Here is an 18,259-nt window from a genome sequence, read left to right as displayed (position 1 = left end):
TCCCGGCAGAGCGCCCGCCGATCCAGGAGGAAGATCAGCGGTAGCCCTTGGCGAGGACCGCCTCGGTGTCGCGGGTGATCTGCTCGGCCTGGGCGGGCGCGAGGGGGAGGCGCGGCGGGCGGCAGGCGCCGCCCTTGCGGCCGGCCAGGTCCATCGAGAGCTTGATCGACTGCACGAACTCGGTCTTGGAGTCCCACCGCAGCAGCGCGTGCAGGTCGCGGTAGAGGGGCAGCGCCTTGGCGACGTCCCCGGCCACGGCCAGGTGGTACAGCTCGACGGTGGCGCGGGGGATCATGTTCGGGTAGCCGGCGATCCAGCCGACCGCGCCCGCGATGCCCATCTCCAGCAGCACGTCGTCCGAGCCCACCAGCACGTCCAGGCCGGGCGCGCGCTCGGCGATCTCGTACGCCCTGCGCACGTCCCCGGTGAACTCCTTCACCCCGACGATCAGCCCCTCCTGGTGCAGCTCGGCGAGCAGGTCGGGGGTCAGGTCCACCTTGGTGTCGATCGGGTTGTTGTAGGCCACGACCGGCAGCCCGGCCTTGGCCACCTCCCGGTAGTGGCCGACGACGGCCCGGCGGTCGGCGCGGTAGGCGTTGGGCGGCAGCAGCAGCACCGACGAGGCGCCCGCCTCGGCCGCCTGCTCGGCCCACCGCCGCGACTCGGCCGCCCCGTACGCGGCCACGCCCGGCATGACGTGGAAGCCGTCGGGAGCGGCCTCGACGGCGGTGCGCACGACGCGGGCGCGCTCCTCGTCGGTCAGCGTCTGGTACTCGCCCAGCGAGCCGTTGGGGCAGACGCCGTCGCAGCCGCCCTCGGCCAGGAAGCGCACGTGCTCGGCGTAGGCGTCGTAGTCGACGGACAGGTCGTCGTTGAAGGGCAGCGCGGTCGCGACGTGCACGCCGTGCCAGACGGGGGCGGTCATTTGCTTGTCTCCTTGGTCCAGTTCTCCAGGCCGGTGGCGTCGATGGGCAGCGCGGCCGACAGGACCTCCGCGCCGTCCGCCGTCACCAGCAGGTCGTCTTCGATGCGTACGCCGATGCCGCGCAGCTCCGGCGGCACCGTGCGGTCGTGGGCGTGGAAGTACAGGCCGGGCTCGACGGTGAGCACCATGCCCGGCGCCATCTCCGCGCCGTGGTAGGCCTCGGGCCGGGAGCGGGCGCAGTCGTGCACGTCCAGGCCGAGGTGGTGGCCGATGCCGCAGATCAGGTAGCGGCGGTGGTGCTGGCCGGCGTCCGACAGGGCCTCGTCCACCGACACCGGCAGCAGGCCCCAGTCGTCCAGGCCGCGCGCGATGACCTCCATGGCGGCGTGGTGGAAGGCGGTGAACGGGCGGCCCGGCGCCACCTGCGCCATCCCGGCCCGGTGGGCCCGCTCCACCAGGTCGTGCACCTGCCGCTGGACGGCGGTGAAGGCGCCCGAGACGGGGAAGGTGCGCGTGACGTCGGCGGTGTAGTGGGAGCGCGTCTCCACGCCCAGGTCGAGCAGCAGCAGCTCGCCCTCGCGCACCGGGCCGTCGCAGCGCACCCAGTGCAGGGTGGGGGCGTGCGCGCCGCTGCCCACGATGGAGGCGTAGCCGGGGCCGTTGCCGTACGTCCTGGCGTGCCGGTCGAACGTGCCCTGCAGCCAGCGCTCGCCCCCGCCCGCGACGGCGGCGGGCACCTCGGCCAGCACGGCGGCGAAGCCCTCGACCGTGCGGTCCACGGCCGCGCGCAGCTGCGCGACCTCCCACTCGTCCTTTATCATGCGCAGTTCGGCCAGCGTCCGGCCCAGCTCCTCGGCGGGCAGCGCGTCCCCGGGCGGGCCGGGGTAGTCGGCCAGCGGCGCCACCTCGACGCCGAGCGCGGCCGCCCACTCGGCCAGGGACGGCGACGGGCCCACCCACAGCTCGCCGTAGGCGGCGTCGGCGAAGAAGCCGGTCTCGCCGGGGCGGGCGGGCGGCGGCAGGTACACGGTGGCCGCGCCGTCGCGCACGACCGCGACCGCGTTCTCCACCGCGCAGCCGGTCAGCCAGGAGAAGTCGCTGTCGACGCGGAAGTCGTAGGCGGTGTCGTTGCTGCGGGTCGGCGCGCGCCCGGCGGACACGACGGCCGTGCGGCCCGGCAGCGCCCCGGCCAGCAGCGCCCGGTGCGCGGCGGCTGCCTCGGCGGCGCCGGGCACCAGGTCGGGGGTGCGGGCGGGGGAGTCCCAGCCCTGGGCGATGTACTCGGTGAACGCGGGGATCTCCGTCAGCTTCGGCAGCTTGCCGTCACTCATCGGCGATGCCTCCTCCCAGGTCGTGGACGAGCGTGGTCAGGCGGGTGAAGACGCGTTCCTCGCCGATGCCGTCGTGCTCGTACTCGTTGGTGACCCAGGCCTGCGTGTTGCCGACCTTGGCGGCGGTCTCCAGTTGCAGGCCGGAGTCGACGTACATGTCGTCGAAGTAGACGGCGGCGGCCACGGGCACCTCGTTGGCGGCCAGCCGGTCCACGTCGTACAGGGGCGGCCAGTCCGCGCGTTCGGCGAGGAGCTCGACGGCGGCGCGGAAGGGGCGCAGCGCGCGGATCTCCTCGAACATCCAGGGGTAGATCATCTCCCCGGTGAACAGCAGCGGCCTGGCGTCCTCGGCGAAGGCCGGGTGGGCGGCGCGCTCGCGCTGCGCGGCCCAGGCGGTCGGGCCGGGCCCCGAGCCGTAGATGCTCTCCTGCAGCGCGGCGAACAGCGGGTTGTCGGCGTAGGAGGAGCGGGCCAGCACCTGGTGCAGGAACGTCTCCGGCAGCCCCGCCGACTCGTCCAGCAGCCAGTGCATGCGCTCGTAGCCGGGCTTCATGCCGAAGTCGATGCCCAGCGACTGCAGCCGCCGCACGGTGAGGGTGTCGCCGTCGGGCAGCAGCACGTCGCCCTCGGCCAGCCGGTCGGCCAGCCGCGCCGTGGTCTCGGCGTGGTGCGGGTAGCGGCGGTAGAACTCGGCGTTCTTGGCCGCGACCCGCGGGTAGGTGCGCCGGTAGACCTCGGCGGCGTCGGGGTCGAGCGAGGGCAGCCCGCCGGCCACGTAGCAGGCCGACAGCCCCTCGGGGGCGTTGGACAGGTAGGTCATGGTCAGGAACCCGCCGTAGCTCTGCCCGAGCGTCGACCAGCGCCTGCCGCCGAAGACGGTCTTGCGCAGGTGCTCGGCGTCGGCCACGATCGAGTCGGCGCGGAAGCGCGCCAGGTAGTCGGCGCCCTCCTCGGCGCCCAGCGCGCTCATCACCCGGCCGTCGATGCGCGAGCTGCGCCCGGTGCCGCGCTGGTCGAGCAGCACCACCCGATACTTCTCCAGCGCCCGCCCGAGCCAGCCGGACGTGCCGACCGGCCGCGGCCCCTTGCCGCCGGGGCCGCCCTGGAGGTAGAGCAGGCAGGGCAGGTCCTCGCCGTCGCGGGCCGGGTCGACCAGCTCGCGGGCGAACACCGTGATCGTCGCCTCGGGGTCGGACCAGTCGAGCGGCACCCGTTCGACGTGGTCGCGCACCCGCATCCCGGGGATCGTGTACGTCGCGGTGATCAAGAGTTCTCCCTCCTGCGGCGGTCCCACTCCGGGTTGATGCGGGGGATGGCCGCCAGCAGCGTGCGCGTGTACTCCTCCTGCGGATCGCCGAACACCTGCCCCGTGGGGCCGAGCTCGACGATCCGGCCCTTGCTCATGACGGCCACCCGCTGCGCGATCTGCCGGACCACGGCCAGGTCGTGGGCGATGAAGACGTAGCTGAAGCCGCTCTCGTGCTGCAGCCGCCGCAGCAGCTCGATCACCTGCGCCTGCACCGACACGTCCAGCGCCGAGACGGCCTCGTCGCAGATCACCAGCTTGGGGTTGACGGCCAGCGCGCGGGCGATGCCGATGCGCTGGGCCTGCCCGCCGGAGAACTGCGCGGGGTAGCGCAGCGAGTGGTCGGGGTTGAGCCCGACCCGCTCCATCAGCTCCTTGGCGTGCGCCCGCCTGCCGCCCTTGGGGGCGATGCCCTGGTAGAGCAGCGGCGCCATGAGGATGCGCTCGACGGTGTGGCGGGGGTTGAGCGAGGAGAACGGGTCCTGGAAGACGACCTGGACGCCGGAGCGGAACCGGGCCAGCGCCGCCCCCTTGGCGGTGGTGACGTCCTCGCCCTCGAACTCCAGCCTGCCCTCGGTCGGGTCCATCAGTTTGGCGATCATACGGGCGGTCGTCGACTTGCCGCTGCCGGACTCGCCGACCACGGCCAGCGTCTCGCCCAGCCGTACGTCGAAGCTGACCCGGTCGACGGCGGTGAACTCGGCCCTGGCGCCCAGCGGCCCGCGCGAGACGAACCGCTTGGTCAGGTTCTCGGCCCGCAGCAGGGTCATGCGGTCATCTCCTCGACCTCGTCGTCGATGCGGGGGATGCTCTCCAGCAGCATCCGCGTGTAGTCGTGGCGCGGCTCGGCGAAGACCTGCTCGGCGGTGCCGTACTCGACCTGCTCGCCGCGGCGCATCACCAGCACGCGGGTCGCGATCGAGCTGATCACGGCCAGGTCGTGGGTGATGAACACCATGCCGGTGCCGCTCTGCCTGCGCAGGTCGGCCAGCAGGCGCAGGATCTGCGCCTGCACGGTCACGTCCAGCGCCGTGGTCGGCTCGTCGGCGATGAGCAGCGCGGGCTCGCACACCAGCGCCATCGCGATCATGACGCGCTGGCGCTGCCCGCCGGAGAACTGGTGCGGGTAGTGGTCCACCCGCCGCTCCGGCTCGGGCAGGCCCACCTGCCCGAGCGCGGCGATCGCGACCTGGCGGGCGGCCTTGCGCGTGCCGCCGCGGTGCGCCCGGTACATCTCCTCGATCTGCAGGCCCACCGTGTAGTACGGGTTCAGCGACGACAGCGGGTCCTGGAAGATCATGGACAGCTGGTCGCCGCGGAGCCTGCGCAGCTCCCGGTCGGGCCGGCCGAGCAGCTCGGCGCCGTTGAGCCGGATGCTGCCGGCGGTCCTGGCGCCCTTGGGCAGCAGCCCCATGATCGCCAGGCTGGTCATCGACTTGCCCGATCCCGACTCGCCGACGATGCCGACCGTCTCGTCCCCGGCGACCGTGAACGACACGCCCTTGACCACGTCCACCGGGCCGCGGGTGGTCCGGAAGGTGACGGTGAGGTCCTCCACCTCCAGCAGCTCGCTCATGGGGTCGTGATCCTCACTCTCGGGTCCAGCCTCGTGTAGACGAGGTCCACCACCACGTTGCCGACCACCACGAAGAACGCGGCCAGCAGCGTGACCGCCATGATGACCGGCTGGTCGTTCTTGGCGATCGAGTCGGCGGCCATCTTGCCCACGCCGTTCAGCCCGAACACGGTCTCGGTGATCAGCGCGCCGCCGAGCAGCGCGGCGAAGTCCATGCCGAAGATCGTCGCGATCGGCGTCAGCGCCGGCCGCAGCGCGTGCCTGCGCATGGTCAGCGCCGGGCTCAGGCCCTTGGACCTGGCGGTGCGCATGAAGTTCTCCGCCAGGGTGTCGATCACGTTGGCGCGGGTGAGCCGGGCGTAGAGGCAGGCGTAGCCGGTGGCCAGTACGATCCACGGCATCAGGTACGACTGGAACCACAGCACCGGGTCGTCGCCGAACGCCACGGCCTGCGGGAACGGCAGCACCTGCAGCTGCACGACCAGCACGTACTGCAGGGCCAGCGCCAGCACGTAGTTGGGGACGCTGGAGCCGCCCAGCGCCAGGCCCATCGCGGTGCGGTCCCACCAGGTGCCCTCCTTGACCGCGCTGAGCAGGCCCGCCAGGATGCCCACGAGCAGCCACAGCACCGCCGCGCCGATCGCCACCGTGGCGCTGACCGGCAGCCGCTCGACCACCATGTCCCACACGGACTGGTTGGTCTGGAAGCTGTAGCCCAGGCACGGCGCCGAGCAGTGGATCAGGTTCGCGCCGGAGCCGTAGTCGCGCCCGGCGAAGATGCCGGTCAGGAAGCCGAGGAACTGCGTCACCAGCGGCTGGTTGAGGCCCAGCACGTCGCGGATCTGGTCGATGCGCTCCGGCGTGCACGTCTTGCCGCAGATCATCACCGCCGGGTCCGGCGACAGCGTGAAGAAGATGATGAACGTGAACAGGCAGACCAGGAAGAGGATGAGCACCACCCCGGCCAGCCGTCCGGCCACGTAACGCGCCATCAGGAGGCCTCCCCCGCGTCGAAGGCGGCCCGCAGCCGGTCGCCGAGCACCGTCAGTGACAACACCGTGAGGAACAGGAAGGTGCCGGGGATGGCGAAGTACATCGGGTCGACGGCGTACCAGCCGACCGAGCTGGAGATCATCTGGCCCCACGACGGGGTCGGCGGCGCCACCCCGACGCCCAGGAACGACAGGCCCGCCTCGGTGCCGACGTACCCGGGCACCGCCAGGGTGGTCATCACGATCAGGGAGCTGCGCAGGTTCGGCAGGATCTCCTTGAACACCAGCTGCTCGGTGGAGGCGCCCGAGGCCCGCGCGGCCTCCACGAACTCCCGGTTGACCAGGGTCAGCGTCTGCCCGCGCACCACCCGCGCCAGGTACGGCCAGCCGAACACGCTGATCACCACGACCAGCAGCACCGACCGGTTGCCCTGCGGCAGCGACGACAGGATCGCGATCATGAAGATGAGCGCGGGGAAGGCCATCAGGAAGTCCATGACCCGGCAGATCACCTGGTCGACCCAGCCCTGGTAGAACCCGGCCAGCATGCCGAGCACGACGCCGAGCAGCGTGGTCAGCGCGGTGGCCGCCGCGGCGATGAGCAGCGACACGCGCGCCCCGTAGGCGATGCGCGCCAGGATGTCACGGCCGTTCTGCGGCTCGACGCCCAGCAGGTGCTCGGCGCTGATCCCGCCCAGCGCGCCGTGCGGCACGCCGCCCAGGTCGGTGTTGACCGCGGCGGTGTCGAATTCGTTCGGGCCGTGACCGGTGATCGCGCTGATCAGCGGCGCGCCGATGGCCATCAGCACGATCAGCGCGAGGTAGGCGGTGCTCAGCACGGCCGCGCGGTCGCGCAGCAGCGCGTCGCGCACGCGCCGGCCGGTGGTCTGCGGCGGGGCGGCGGGCGTGCCCGCCACCTGCTGTGGATGAGCTGCGACGGTCATCTACTTCGACGGCTTCGCCAGTCCGACGGAGACGAGGTCGATGCCGCCGGAGTAGGCGTTCGACAGGATGGCGCCCGCGACGTTGGCGCCCGTCACCGTGACGACCTTCTCGTAGGCCAGCGGCACCATCGGCGCCCGCTCCATGATCTGCTTGTCCAGCTCGCCGTAGGCCGCGTTGGCCGCCTCCACGTCCTGCATGGCCGCGATCTCGTCGATCCTGGCGTTGATCTCCTTGTCGTTGATCTGCGCGAGGTTCTGGTTGCCCTTGGCGGTGATGTTGCGGCCGTCGAACAGCGGCGGCAGGAACGTGGTGCCGGACGCCCAGTCGGGGCACCAGCCGGTGATCGCGGCGTCGTGCTGCTGCGCGGGCGTGCCGATCACCTCGTAGAACGTGGAGGTGTCGATGTTGTTGATCTTGACGTCGATGTTCACCTGCTTCAGCGCCTCCTGGATCGCCACCGCGACCGCCTGCATCTTCGGCACCGGCCGGGTGTCCAGCGTCAGCGAGAACCCGCCGGACAGGCCCGCCTCGGCCAGCAGCTTCTTGGCGGCCTCGACGTTGTACGGATAGGGGTCGTGGTCCACCCGGCCCTTGACCGTGGGCGGCTGGATCGAGGTGCCCTTGGCCGCCAGCATCGACCCGCCCATCGCGGCCACCACGGTGTCCTTGTTGACCGCGTGGTTGATCGCCTGCCGCACCCGCACGTCGTCCAGGTTCTTCTTGGTCATGTTCAGCGACATGTACGTGGTGCAGCCGGTCAGGCCGCTCAGCGTGCGCGACTTGATCTGCGGCGTCTGCACCCGCGCCACCGTCGCCGCCTGGATGATGCCGGTGATCGCGTCGGCGTCGGCGCCCTGGCCGGCCAGCATACGCTCGTCGATGGTGGCCGCGTCCAGGCCGAAGGTGAACTCGAAGGCGTCCGGCTTCGCCTTGCGCACCGTGTCGGTCTCGGCCTTCCAGTGCGGGTTGCGCACCAGCCTGAGCGAGGCGCCCCGCCTGTAGCTCTCCAGCTTGTACGGCCCGCTCGCGATCGGCTTGGTGTCGAACGCCGCCCCGGCCCCCGTCCCCTTGGGGAACGGCGTGAAGTTCGGCTGCGTCAGCGCGCTGGGGAAGTCGGGGTAGGGCTTCTTCAGGTGGAAGACGATCGTCTTGTCGTCGGGCGTCTCGATCGTGTCCAGGTCGCCGTCCTCGTACGGGCCCTGGTAGTCCTTCGGCGCGTCCAGCAGCAGCCTGCCGTAGGGCGAGCCGATGCCGGCCTCCGGGTCGAACGAGCGCGAGAACCCGAACTTGACCGCCTCGCTGGTGATCGGCGTGCCGTCCTCGAAGAACAGGTTGTCCTTCAGCGTGAACGTCCACGTCTTGGCGTCGTCGGACGGCGTGCCCGTGTCGGTGGCCAGGTCGGGGACGACCTTCGTGCTCTCCTCGCCGGGCCCGGAGCCGAACGTCGTCAGCCCCCGGTAGATGAGCCGGTAGAAGTTGTTCACGCCGCCGTCCCAGCCGCGGGCCGGGTCCAGGTGGGAGTAGCCCGCGTTGAGCAGCACGCGCACGGTGCCGCCGGTCGCGGCCTCCGACGCGGCGCCGCCCTGGCCGCCGCCCGTGGTGGGCGCCGCGGCGCCGCCGCCTCCGCACGCGGTGAGCGCGAGCGCGGCGGTCATGGTGACGCTCGCGAGCGCCGCCTTTCTCCTCATGTCGCCTTCTTTCAGTTTGTCGCTGGGGTCCTGATCCAGACCCGCATGGCTTCGGGGCGGCGGTTGCCCCAGAGGAAGTAGGGGACGAAGGTCGCCGTGACCCGCGTCTCCGGATGGGGGGCCGGCTCCGCCGGCAGTTCGGGGTAGAGCTCGGGGGAGGGCGGGGGAGCGGCGGTGGCGGTCACGGTGAGCGTGACGGCGCCGTCCTGCCGCCCGAGGCGGGCGGCCGCGATCTCGGGCACGCCGACGACCAGGTCGTCCACGGCCGCGTCCGGGCTGTCCTGCTGCTCCACGCAGTAGACCAGCGGGCCGCGGGCCAGGCTGACCGCGCCCCTGGTGGCGTCCAGGTAGGGGTGCGAGCCGTGCGCCCGGACCGGCATCGGCAGCGTGAGCCGTACCTCGTCGCCGGCCTGCCAGTGGCGCTCGACGGCCAGCCAGCCGTCCACCGGCGCGGCCTGGCGGGGCTCGCCGTTGACGGTGAGCGCCGCGCCGCGCGCCCAGCCGGGCACGCGCAGCATCAGCCGGTACGGGGCCCGCCGCGCCCGCTCCACCGTGAGCCGCACCTCGCCGTCCCACGGGTAGGCGGTCCGCATCTCCACCTCCAGCCCGGCGGACTCGATGCGGGCGTCGGCGTAGCAGGCGACCAGCAGCGCGTCATCCTGCTCGGCCGCCACGTAGTCGGCGAGCTGAGCCATCCACCGCACGATGTTCGGCGGGCAGCACGGGCAGCCGAACCAGGCGCGGCGCAGCGGCTCCCCGCCCGACTCCGCGCCGCTGCGCTGCTCGTGGTCGGGGCGGCGCTGCAGCGGGTTGTCGTAGAAGAACGCCCGCCCGTCCGCCGACAGGCCCACCGCGTAGGCGTTGTAGAGCACGCGCTCGAACACGTCGAGGTACTTCGCGCCCCCGGTGGCCAGGAACATCCGCCAGCCCCACTGCATCACGGCGATCGCCGCGCAGGTCTCGCTGTAGGCGCGCTCGGACGGCAGCTCGTAGCGGTCGCCGATGGCCTCGTCGGAGTGGCGGCTGCCCAGCCCGCCGGTGACGTAGAGCTTGCTCGCCGCCATGTCGTCCCAGAGCCGCTCCAGCGCCTCGAACAGCGACCGGTCGCCGGTCTCCAGGAAGACGTCGGCCGCCCCCGCCGCCAGGTACGCCATCCGCACCGCGTGCCCCGTCACCGACGGCAGCTCGCGGAAGGGCAGGTGGTCCTGGAAGTAGTCGCCGGGGAAGATGCTGTGCTTGAGCTGCCCCGCGCCGCGCCGGTCCACGAACGCGCCCGCCAGGTCGAGATAGGCCCGCTCGCCCGTCTCCCTGAACAGCTCGACCAGCGCCATCTCCACCTCGGGGTGCCCGTCCAGGCCCCCGTCCGCGAACCGCGCCACCACCAGGTCGGCGAAGCGCCGCGCCACGCGCAGCAGCCGGTCGTCGCCCATCCTGCGCGCCGCGGCGACGGCGGCCTGGATGAGGTGGCCCAGGTTGTACAGCTCGTGCCCCCAGGCCGGGTCCTCCCACGGCTTCTTGGGGGCGGCCGGGTCCTGGTAGTAGGAGTTGAGGTAGCCGTCCTCGGCCTGGACCCGCTCCAGGAGGCCGACGACCTCCTCGTAGAACTCCCGCACCGCCTCTCCGCCGCGGCCGTCGCCCAGCTCGTAGGCCAGCCCCTCCAGGGTCTTGTAGAGGTCGGTGTCCAGGAAGGGGTAGCGGCCGCGGTACGGCGCCGGGTCCTCCTCCAGCAGGCGGCTCAGGTTGGCGACGTTGCCCGCCTCGCGGAGCCGCTCGATGGTGTGCGGGATCGTGGCCGTGCCGTTGCGGGTCTGCCAGTGGTGGAGCAGACCACCCGTGATGCGTACCCCCGGCAGCGGCCGTACGGCGCCGGCGGCCGTGCGGATGGCACCGGACAGCGGCTTGACCTGCTTAGACGTCATGAGCCTTCCCAGTAATGTGTGGCATTGCACTGAACCTTAGGTGTCCGGGAGGTGAGTTGCCAAGAGTTACGGAGGGGTCGAAAAGAGAACGTAACCAGCCCGGAATCTCCACCTTCCGACCCGGGAAACCCGCCCCGCGCCCTCCGGACCCCCGCCTCCCGGGTCTGCCGAACCCGCGGAACCTGCGGAGAACGCGGGGCGAACGCGGCGACGCCCGCCCCCTTCCGGGGGGCGTCACGCTTCCTTGCAGCAGCCCCCGGCGCAGTCCGTCTCGTCCGCCGCCGGGGCGTCACCGGCGGCGGCGGCGCGCGGGGCCAGCGGAGGCGGGCAGCAGGCGTCCCCGCGCCAGGCGTCGAGGCCTTCCTTGACCGCGACGGCGGCGATGACCAGGGCGGCGATCGGGTCGGCCCAGGACCAGCCGAACAGGCTGTTGAGCGCCAGGCCCACGAGCAGCACGCCGGACAGGTAGGTGCACAGCAGCGTCTGCCGGGAGTCGGCGACCGCGCTGGCGGAGCCGAGCTCGCGGCCGGCGCGGCGCTGGGCGGCCGACAGGAACGGCATGACGACCAGGCTGAGGGCGGCCAGGATCAGGCCGGGGGTGGAGTGCCCGGCCTCGCCGGCGCCGAGCAGGGCGCGGACGGCGTCGAAGGTGACGTAGGCGGCCAGCGCGAAGAACGAGAGCGCGATGATCCGCAGCGCGGTCCTCTCCCGGCGCTCGTGGTCGGCGGCGGAGAACTGCCAGGCGACCGCGGCGGCGGAGGCCACCTCGACGAGGGAGTCCAGGCCGAAGCCGATCAGCGCGGCGGAGGAGGCGACGGCGCCGGCGGTGATGGCGACCGCTGCTTCGATCACGTTGTAGGTGATGGTGGCCGCGACCAGCAGCCGGATGCGCCGCCGCAGCGCCGCGCGCCGGGCCGGGGCGGGGCCGGGCAGGTCGGGTGCGGCCGCCGGGGGGACGCGGGCGGGCCCGCCGGCGCCGGCGCCAGCGCGGGGGCCGGTCTCACTATCAATCGCCATATGGCGATGATAGTCCGATATCGGCATGTCATGACAGAGCAGAGTGTTGCCCGGTTTCTGTGATCTCGTGGGGGTGGCTCGGGAGCGGGGCCGGGGTCGCTAGATTTGCGCGGTGCGACGTATATCTGTGGTTGGCTGTTCGGGTTCCGGTAAGTCGACGCTGGCCAGGGGGCTGGCCGAACGTCTGGGCGTGCCCTGGCTCGAACTCGACTCGATCTTCCACATGCAGAACTGGACACCCCGGCCGGAGGCGGAGTTCCGGGCCGAGGTCGAACGGTTCACCGCCGCCGACGGGTGGGTGGTGGACGGCAACTACTCCGCCGCGCTCGACCTGGTGTGGTCGCGCGCCGACGCCGTGGTCTGGTTCGACCTGCCCCGGCGTACGGTGATGCGCCGCCTGGCGGTGCGGACCCTGCGGCGCATGGTCACCGGCGCCGAGCTGTGGAACGGCAACAAGGAGTCCTTCCGCTTCCTGTTCAACAAGGACGAGTCGATCCTCTACTGGGCCTGGACGCGGCACGCGTCCGACAGCGAGCGCTTCCGCCGGGCCGCCGCCGACCCGGCGAACGCGCGCCTGACGTTCGTCCGCGTCGCCTCCCGCGACGACTTCGACCGGGCGCTGCGGCTACTGACTGACAAAATTTGAAATCTGTCAGCCCAATGGCCATACTGGTCCCATGAGAACTCTGGGAACCGGCGGCCCCGCCGTGTCCGACCTCGGGCTCGGCTGCATGGGCATGTCCGATCTGTACGGCCCGGCGGACAGGGCCGAGTCGATCGCCACCGTCCACGCCGCGCTCGACGCCGGCGTCACCCTGCTCGACACCGGCGACTTCTACGGGATGGGCCACAACGAGCTGCTCATCGCCGAGGCGCTGCGCGGACGGCCCCGCGAGGCCGTGCGGATCAGCGTGAAGTTCGGCGCGCTGCGCGACCCCGACGGCAACTGGCTCGGCACCGACGGCCGGCCCGCCGCCGTGAAGACCTCGCTGGCCTACACGCTGCGCCGGCTGGGCACCGACCACGTGGACGTCTACCGCCTGTCCCGGGTGGACCCCGCGGTGCCCATCGAGGAGACCGTCGGGGCCATCGCCGAGGAGGCGGAGAAGGGCCGCGTCCGCCACATCGGGCTCTCCGAGGCCGGGCCCGAGACGATCCGGCGCGCCGCCGCCGTGCACCCGATCTCCGACGTTCAGCTCGAGTACGGGCTGCTGACCCGGGGCATCGAGCGGGAGATCCTGCCCGCCTGCCGGGAGCTGGGCATCGGCGTGACCGCGTACGGCGTGCTGGCGAGAGGGCTGCTGAGCGGCCACTGGACCAAGGACCGCGAGCTGGCCGCGGGCGACTTCCGCGCGGCCGGCCCGCGCTTCTCCGGCGACAACCTCACCCACAACCTCGCCCTGGTGGCCGCGCTGCGGACGCTGGCCGAGGCCAAGGGGGTCACGGTCGCCCAGCTCGCCATCGCGTGGGTGCTCTCGCGGGGCCAGGACATCGTGCCGCTGGTCGGCGCCCGCCGCCGCGACCGTCTCACCGAGGCGCTGGGCGCGCTCGACCTGACGCTCACGGAGCAGGACCTGACCGCCATCGAGACCGCCGTCCCGCCGGACGCCGCCGCCGGCTCCCGCTACCCGGAGGCCATGATGGCCACCCTCGACAGCGAACGCTGACGACTCCCGGGGGCGCGCGGGAGCGGGTCAGCGCTCGATGAGGGTGACCTCCAGGGAGTAGTGGGAGGCCCGGTAGATGTGGGAGCCGTGCTCGACGGCCCGCCCCTGGTCGTCGTAAGTGGTGCGGATCATCGTCAGCAGCGGCGCCCCGCGGCGCTCCTCCAGCAGCCTGGCCTCGGCCTGGGTCGCCGCCCGGGCGCCGATGCGCTGGTTGGCCACCCGCATGCGCACGCCCGCGCCGCGCAGCAGCTCGTACAGGCCGCGCCCCTCCAGGTCGGCGGGCGTGAGCGGGGCCAGGCCCGGCGGCAGCCAGTTGTGCAGCACCGCCAGCGGCTCGCCGGCCGCGAAGCGCACCCGCTCCAGGTAGAGGACCGGGGAGCCGGGCTCCACGCCCAGGACGGCGGCGACGCCCTCCTCCACCGGCCGCGACTCCAGCGCCAGCACCTGCGTGGCCGGCTCCTGCCCCGCCCGCCGCAGGTCGTCGTAGAGGCTGGTCAGCTCGACCGAGCGCTTGACCTGGCCGTGCACCACCTGGGTGCCGACGCCGCGCTTGCGCACCAGCAGGCCCTTGTCCACGAGGTACTGGATGGCCTGCCGGATCGTGGGCCGCGACAGGCCGAGCTTGTCGGCCAGGAGGATCTCGTTGTCCAGCCGTGAGCCCGGCGCGAGGTCACCGCGGCGGATGGCCTCGGCGATCTGCTCGGCCACCTGGAAATAGAGCGGCACGGGACTGGATCGATCCAGGTCGATGGCCAGATTCGCGGTCATGCGGACCAGCGTAACCGACGTCAGAATGTCCTGACAAACCGGTCATCTGGGCGAGCCGTCCCGGCGATCGCGCACTATCATCGGCCCGATGAGCGCCAGGAAGAGCGGGCCGCCGATGCCGGCCCTCGCCGAGGTCCGGGCCCGCTGGCTCGGCGCCGTGACCGCCGCCCTCCGGGACGACCCGCGCGTGGCCGGCGCCGCGCTGGTCGGCTCCCTCGGCGCCGGCACCGCCGACGACTGGAGCGACGTCGACCTGCTCGTCGTCGTGGACGACGCGCACCTCGACGACTACGCGACGGCGCAACGGCTTCCCGGCCGGCCGGCGTTCGCCGTCGATGCCCGGCACAACGGCCCCCGCGGCACCAGGGCGGTCAGCGGGCAGTACCTGGTGGCCGGGCTTCCCCTGTGGGCCGACTGGCACGTCCACCCGGCCTCCCGGGCGGGCTGGCCCCGCGACGGCGCCGTCGTCTTCGACCGGCGGGGCATCGGCCGGCTCCCCCTCACCTTCTCCGAACACCTCGACGCGGGCGAGCGCGAACCGGCCACGCGCAAGGGTGACGACGTGCGGCGGGCGATGCGGCTGGCGCTCGTCCCGGTCGCGGGCAAGCACGTCGCCCGGCGCTCACCCGGCACGGTCCCGACGATCGAGTTCCTCGGCGGCGCCTGCGCGCCGGACGCCTCCTGGGAGGAGCACCTCGCCGGCCTGCGCCGGCTCCTCGGCGAGCTGGCCGGCGCCGGGACGCCCGCCGGCGTCGCCGCCACCCGCGCCTACCTCGACCTGGTGGCCGAAGCCCTTCGCCGCCCGGCCTCGTAGCGGAGACCCGCGGGGCCCCGTCGGCGGTGCGGGCGGGTCAGCCGGCCGGGCGGGCGAGGGCGTCGGGCGGCCCGTGCAGGAGCGGGGCCAGCTCCGTCAGCGAGGTGATGCGGGGGAAGCCGGCGGGCGCCCGTTCGGTCCCCAGCCGGTCGAGCCAGACCGAGCGCATCCCGGTCACCGCCGGGCCCGTCACGTCCTTGTCCACGTCGTCGCCCACCAGCAGCACCTCCTGCGGCGACAGCCCGAGCGCGGCGGCGGCCCCGGTGTAGGCGGCGGGGGAGGGCTTGAAGTGCCCGTCCAGCACCTCGCCCGTCAGCACCGGGCCGACCAGCCCGGCCAGCCCGATCGCGCGGACCTTGTCCTCCTGCATCCGCTGCGCGCCGTTCGTCAGCACCCCGAGCGCGAACCCGCCCAGCCCCGCCACCGTCCGCGCCGTGTCGGGGAAGGCGGCCCAGTGACGCCGGTAGCGGACGGTGAAGTCGGCGAAGGCGGCGTCGAGGTCGCCGGGCACCGGCACGGACAGCTCCTCACAGAGCGCGGCCAGGCGCAGGCGCCGCTGCTCCTGCACCGAGCACCGGCCCGCCTGCCACATCGCCAGGTACGGCACCTCCAGCGCGGCCCACAGCCCGGCCGCCTCACCCAGGCGCGGATGGCCGGGCCAGCGGTCCTCCAGCCACGCCGTGATGCCCGCGTCGGCGGCGCGGCGGTGGTCGAACAGGGTGCCGTCGAGGTCGAACAGGATGCCCTTGATCCCGGGCAGCGCCGGCTCGGTCACGTCAGGCCTTCCTTCGCTCTCCCGTGGACGGGGATCGGCACGTCACGTCCTCCTTCGCGGTCCACGGGACACGATCGGCGCCGCACGCCTTCCTTCGTCGTCCACGGGGACGGGATGGGTCACTTCGCGGCTTCCGCGAGGATGCGGGCGGCCGTCTCCCTCGGAGGGTAGCCGAGCGTCAGGCCGCGCACCGACAGGGCGGCCTGCGCGAACAGCGTCTCGGCGTTCTCGGTCAGCACGTAGTGCAGCGCGGGGGAGCGGGACCGGTGCGCGTCCAGCGCCGCCGCCTCCCGCTCGGCCAGGGCGCGCGGCAGCGCCTCCCGGTAGTCGGCGATGAGCGCGTCGAGGTCGAAGAGCTGGGCGTAGCGCTCGAAGGTGCCCGCCACGACCCGCACCAGCCCGCCGTCCGCCCGCGCCTGGTAGACGAGGTTCGTGCCGCCGCTCTTGGCGAACCAGCGCATCGCCTCGTCGGCCGGCAGGGTGAAGGCGCCGTACGGCTTGCGCCCGTACAGCAGGGCCTCGGCGATCCAGCGGTCGCACCACAACTCGTCCTGGTACGGCGACGGCGCCTGCGGGTCGACGGCCAGGCCCTGGGCGAGCACCGGGTTCCAGGCCGACACCATCGGGCTGCTGAACCGGGGCATGCGCGGGCCGCGCCAGTGGCTGAGCGCGTGGCCGTACCAGACGGTCACGACCTCGACCCTGTTCCTGGGGAGGGGGCGCTCGTAGGCGCCGTTCATGATCTGGCCGCCGTCGGGGTGCCGCCAGGGACCGGGGGTGGCGCCTGGGTCTGTGGGGGCCGGGGGAGTCCGGTAGTCGGGGTGGAGTGTCCACGCGTCCGCCACAGTGGTTCTGCCTTTCCGATTGGCATATGCATGACGTGTCAGACCATTAGAGTGGCCATCGTGCATCACCCGTCACTCGGTTGCAATAGACCAGGTCCAAACGCTGATATTTGTCATCGATGGTTGTGACAGACGTATGCAGTTAAGCGTTGTGGCGGCCCGGCTCTCCGCGCTGCGGACCGGGTCGGGGCTGTCGATGAAGTCCGCGGCGCAGGCCGCCGGGCTCAACACCTCGACGATCTTCCGGATCGAGCACGGCCTCGTGGCGCCGCGCGAGGCGACCGTGCGCACGCTCCTGGAGCTCTACGGGCAGGGCGAGCACACGCCGCGCCTGCTGTCGCTGCTGCGCGAGGAGCGGGTGCCGGGCTGGTACGACGCCCCGGGGGTGCCGCTGGGCCTGTCCGGCTTCCTGGAGCTGGAGGACCAGGCGGAGATCATCTACACGTACTGCCCGCAGCAGATCCCGCCGCTGCTGCAGACCCCGGCCTACGCCCTGTCGGCCACGCTGGCCGCGCTGCCGGTCGGCGCCACGTACGAGCGGGCCGCCGACGCGGCCGGGCTGGTCGCGGTCCGGCAGGAGGTGCTCGACCGGCACCGGGGGCCGCGCCTGTGGGCCGTGCTCGACCGGCCGGCGCTGCTCGACCCGCCGCTGAGCCGCCCCGAGGACCGGATCGCCCAGCTCGACGCGCTCGCCAAGGCCGCCCGGCAGCCGCACATCGCCGTGCAGGTCGCCCGCCCCGTCGCCGAGACCGGCTACCTCTACCAGGGGCCGCCGTTCACGTTGCTGCGCTTCTCCGGGCGGGAGCGCCCCGACGTGCTGGTGCTGCACCTGCTGCACGCGCCGGTCGTGATCGAGGACCGGCGGCGGGTGGAGGAGCACCAGCAGGCGTTCGCCCGGTTGTCGCTGTCGGCGCTGCCCGTGGACGCCACCCCGGAGGTGCTGGACGGCATGCGCGCCACCCTCCACGGGTGACGCCCGGCCCGGACCCGCTCTCCGTCGCGAGGGTCACTGGCGCTGGCGGTACTCGCCGGCGCGGCGGACGTGGTCGATCATGATGCGCTCGGCCGTCTCCCCGTCGCCGGCCTCCAGCGCCGCCAGGATGCCCTCGTGGGCCTCCAGCTGCGCCCTGACCTGCGCCGCGTCCAGCCACAACGACGCCCCGGCGGGCACCGGGAAGCTGTTGCGCACCGACCGGGCGTGCCCGCCCAGGAAGGCGGGGCCGCCGATGTCGACGATGCGCAGGTGGAAGAGCCGGCTCTGCTCGCCCAGCCGGTCGTGCCGGCCCTGCGCGAAGTCCGCGGCCATCGCGTCGTGCAGCTCGCGCAGCCCGGCCAGCTCCGCCCCGGTGATCCGCGCCGCCGCCAGCCGCGCGCCCAGGCCCTCGACGACCGAGCGCAGCCCGTAGTACTCGGCCAGCGCCTCGTCCCCCAGGTCCACCACGGTCGCGCCGTGGTGCGCCTCGTAGCTGATCAGCCGGTCCTTCTCCAGCCTGCGCAGCGCCTCGCGCACCGGCGTGACGGAGACGCCCAGCCGCTTGGCCACCTCCCCGGCCCGCAGCGCGGTGCCCCCGGGGATCCGCGCCGAGCGGATGTCGTCGAGGAGCACGCTGTAGACGTAGTCGGCCTTGCTCATGGGCGGCCGCGGCTCGCTGGGTGACATGTCGTCAAGTGTCTCTCACCAGGGTCGCACC

18 protein-coding genes are annotated in these 18,259 nt (G+C 72.9%); 4 read left to right on the top strand and 14 right to left on the bottom strand.

Annotated features, from left to right (window positions below; translation table 11 throughout):
- Window positions 1–34: 34 nt before the first annotated feature.
- The 10 genes from IO39_RS25090 to IO39_RS25045 form a co-directional block, all read right to left on the bottom strand.
- Window positions 35–925, bottom strand: coding sequence for a dihydrodipicolinate synthase family protein (locus tag IO39_RS25090; RefSeq protein WP_043627867.1), 891 nt, complete (start codon window positions 923–925; stop codon window positions 35–37).
- Window positions 922–2,256 (bottom strand): aminopeptidase P family protein, encoded by a 1,335-nt coding sequence (locus tag IO39_RS25085; protein ID WP_043627865.1) that lies wholly within the window; start codon window positions 2,254–2,256, stop codon window positions 922–924. The genes IO39_RS25090 and IO39_RS25085 overlap by 4 nt, the downstream gene beginning before the upstream one ends.
- Complete coding sequence (locus IO39_RS25080) at window positions 2,249–3,523, bottom strand: alpha/beta fold hydrolase (protein WP_043627864.1); 1,275 nt, start codon at window positions 3,521–3,523, stop codon at window positions 2,249–2,251. Before IO39_RS25080 ends, IO39_RS25085 begins: the two co-directional genes overlap by 8 nt.
- Window positions 3,520–4,332: an ATP-binding cassette domain-containing protein gene (locus IO39_RS59455; RefSeq protein ID WP_043627861.1), complete on the bottom strand. Its 813-nt coding sequence runs from the start codon at window positions 4,330–4,332 to the stop codon at window positions 3,520–3,522. Before IO39_RS59455 ends, IO39_RS25080 begins: the two co-directional genes overlap by 4 nt.
- Window positions 4,329–5,138, bottom strand: coding sequence for an ATP-binding cassette domain-containing protein (locus IO39_RS59450; RefSeq protein ID WP_052423347.1), 810 nt, complete (start codon window positions 5,136–5,138; stop codon window positions 4,329–4,331). The genes IO39_RS59455 and IO39_RS59450 overlap by 4 nt, the downstream gene beginning before the upstream one ends.
- Complete coding sequence (locus IO39_RS25065; RefSeq protein WP_043627860.1) at window positions 5,135–6,130, bottom strand: ABC transporter permease; 996 nt, start codon at window positions 6,128–6,130, stop codon at window positions 5,135–5,137. Before IO39_RS25065 ends, IO39_RS59450 begins: the two co-directional genes overlap by 4 nt.
- Entirely contained in the window at window positions 6,130–7,074 is a 945-nt protein-coding gene (locus IO39_RS25060) for an ABC transporter permease (protein ID WP_043627859.1), read from the bottom strand. Before IO39_RS25060 ends, IO39_RS25065 begins: the two co-directional genes overlap by 1 nt.
- A complete protein-coding gene (locus IO39_RS25055) occupies window positions 7,075–8,763 on the bottom strand; it encodes an ABC transporter substrate-binding protein (RefSeq protein WP_043627857.1) in 1,689 nt (562 codons plus the stop codon).
- 11 nt (window positions 8,764–8,774) lie between these two features.
- Window positions 8,775–10,682, bottom strand: a complete 1,908-nt coding sequence (locus tag IO39_RS25050) for a glycoside hydrolase family 127 protein (RefSeq protein ID WP_043627855.1) — start codon at window positions 10,680–10,682, stop codon at window positions 8,775–8,777.
- A gap of 234 nt (window positions 10,683–10,916) precedes the next feature.
- Window positions 10,917–11,699, bottom strand: coding sequence for a cation efflux transmembrane domain-containing protein (locus IO39_RS25045; protein WP_084773455.1), 783 nt, complete (start codon window positions 11,697–11,699; stop codon window positions 10,917–10,919).
- Window positions 11,700–11,889: 190 nt separating this feature from the next.
- Here IO39_RS25045 and IO39_RS25040 point away from each other — a divergent pair, with 190 nt between their 5' ends.
- Together IO39_RS25040 and IO39_RS25035 are read left to right on the top strand one after the other, a co-directional pair.
- Window positions 11,890–12,345: a P-loop NTPase family protein gene (locus IO39_RS25040; protein ID WP_245642205.1), complete on the top strand. Its 456-nt coding sequence runs from the start codon at window positions 11,890–11,892 to the stop codon at window positions 12,343–12,345.
- Window positions 12,346–12,376: 31 nt separating this feature from the next.
- Window positions 12,377–13,366 (top strand): aldo/keto reductase, encoded by a 990-nt coding sequence (locus IO39_RS25035; RefSeq protein ID WP_043627850.1) that lies wholly within the window; start codon window positions 12,377–12,379, stop codon window positions 13,364–13,366.
- A gap of 27 nt (window positions 13,367–13,393) precedes the next feature.
- On the opposite strand, the gene IO39_RS25030 is transcribed toward IO39_RS25035, so the two are convergent.
- Window positions 13,394–14,134, bottom strand: a complete 741-nt coding sequence (locus IO39_RS25030) for a GntR family transcriptional regulator (protein WP_043627848.1) — start codon at window positions 14,132–14,134, stop codon at window positions 13,394–13,396.
- Between the two features lie 88 nt (window positions 14,135–14,222).
- On the opposite strand from IO39_RS25030, the gene IO39_RS25025 reads away from it, so the two are divergent.
- Window positions 14,223–14,948 carry a nucleotidyltransferase domain-containing protein gene (locus tag IO39_RS25025; protein ID WP_084773453.1) on the top strand — a complete coding sequence of 242 codons (726 nt, stop codon included), beginning with the start codon at window positions 14,223–14,225 and terminating at the stop codon, window positions 14,946–14,948.
- 37 nt (window positions 14,949–14,985) lie between these two features.
- Here the strand turns inward: IO39_RS25025 and IO39_RS25020 are convergent, their stop codons facing one another.
- The gene (locus IO39_RS25020; protein ID WP_052423345.1) at window positions 14,986–15,723 is read right to left on the bottom strand and encodes an HAD family hydrolase; all 738 of its coding nucleotides are present in this window, start codon (window positions 15,721–15,723) and stop codon (window positions 14,986–14,988) included.
- 119 nt (window positions 15,724–15,842) lie between these two features.
- On the bottom strand, window positions 15,843–16,568 hold the full coding sequence (locus tag IO39_RS25015; protein WP_157548868.1) for a hypothetical protein: 726 nt from the start codon (window positions 16,566–16,568) through the stop codon (window positions 15,843–15,845).
- 136 nt (window positions 16,569–16,704) lie between these two features.
- Here IO39_RS25015 and IO39_RS25010 point away from each other — a divergent pair, with 136 nt between their 5' ends.
- On the top strand, window positions 16,705–17,541 hold the full coding sequence (locus IO39_RS25010; protein WP_084773451.1) for a Scr1 family TA system antitoxin-like transcriptional regulator: 837 nt from the start codon (window positions 16,705–16,707) through the stop codon (window positions 17,539–17,541).
- Between the two features lie 33 nt (window positions 17,542–17,574).
- On the opposite strand, the gene IO39_RS25005 is transcribed toward IO39_RS25010, so the two are convergent.
- Window positions 17,575–18,228, bottom strand: coding sequence for a GntR family transcriptional regulator (locus IO39_RS25005; RefSeq protein WP_043627840.1), 654 nt, complete (start codon window positions 18,226–18,228; stop codon window positions 17,575–17,577).
- Between the last annotated feature and the right edge of the window lie 31 nt (window positions 18,229–18,259).

The organism is Nonomuraea candida (assembly GCF_000725485.1).
GTDB classification, from domain to species: Bacteria; Actinomycetota; Actinomycetes; order Streptosporangiales; family Streptosporangiaceae; genus Nonomuraea; species Nonomuraea candida.
Note: the sequence above shows the minus strand (reverse complement) of the source record. Positions and strands in the feature narration are given on the sequence as shown.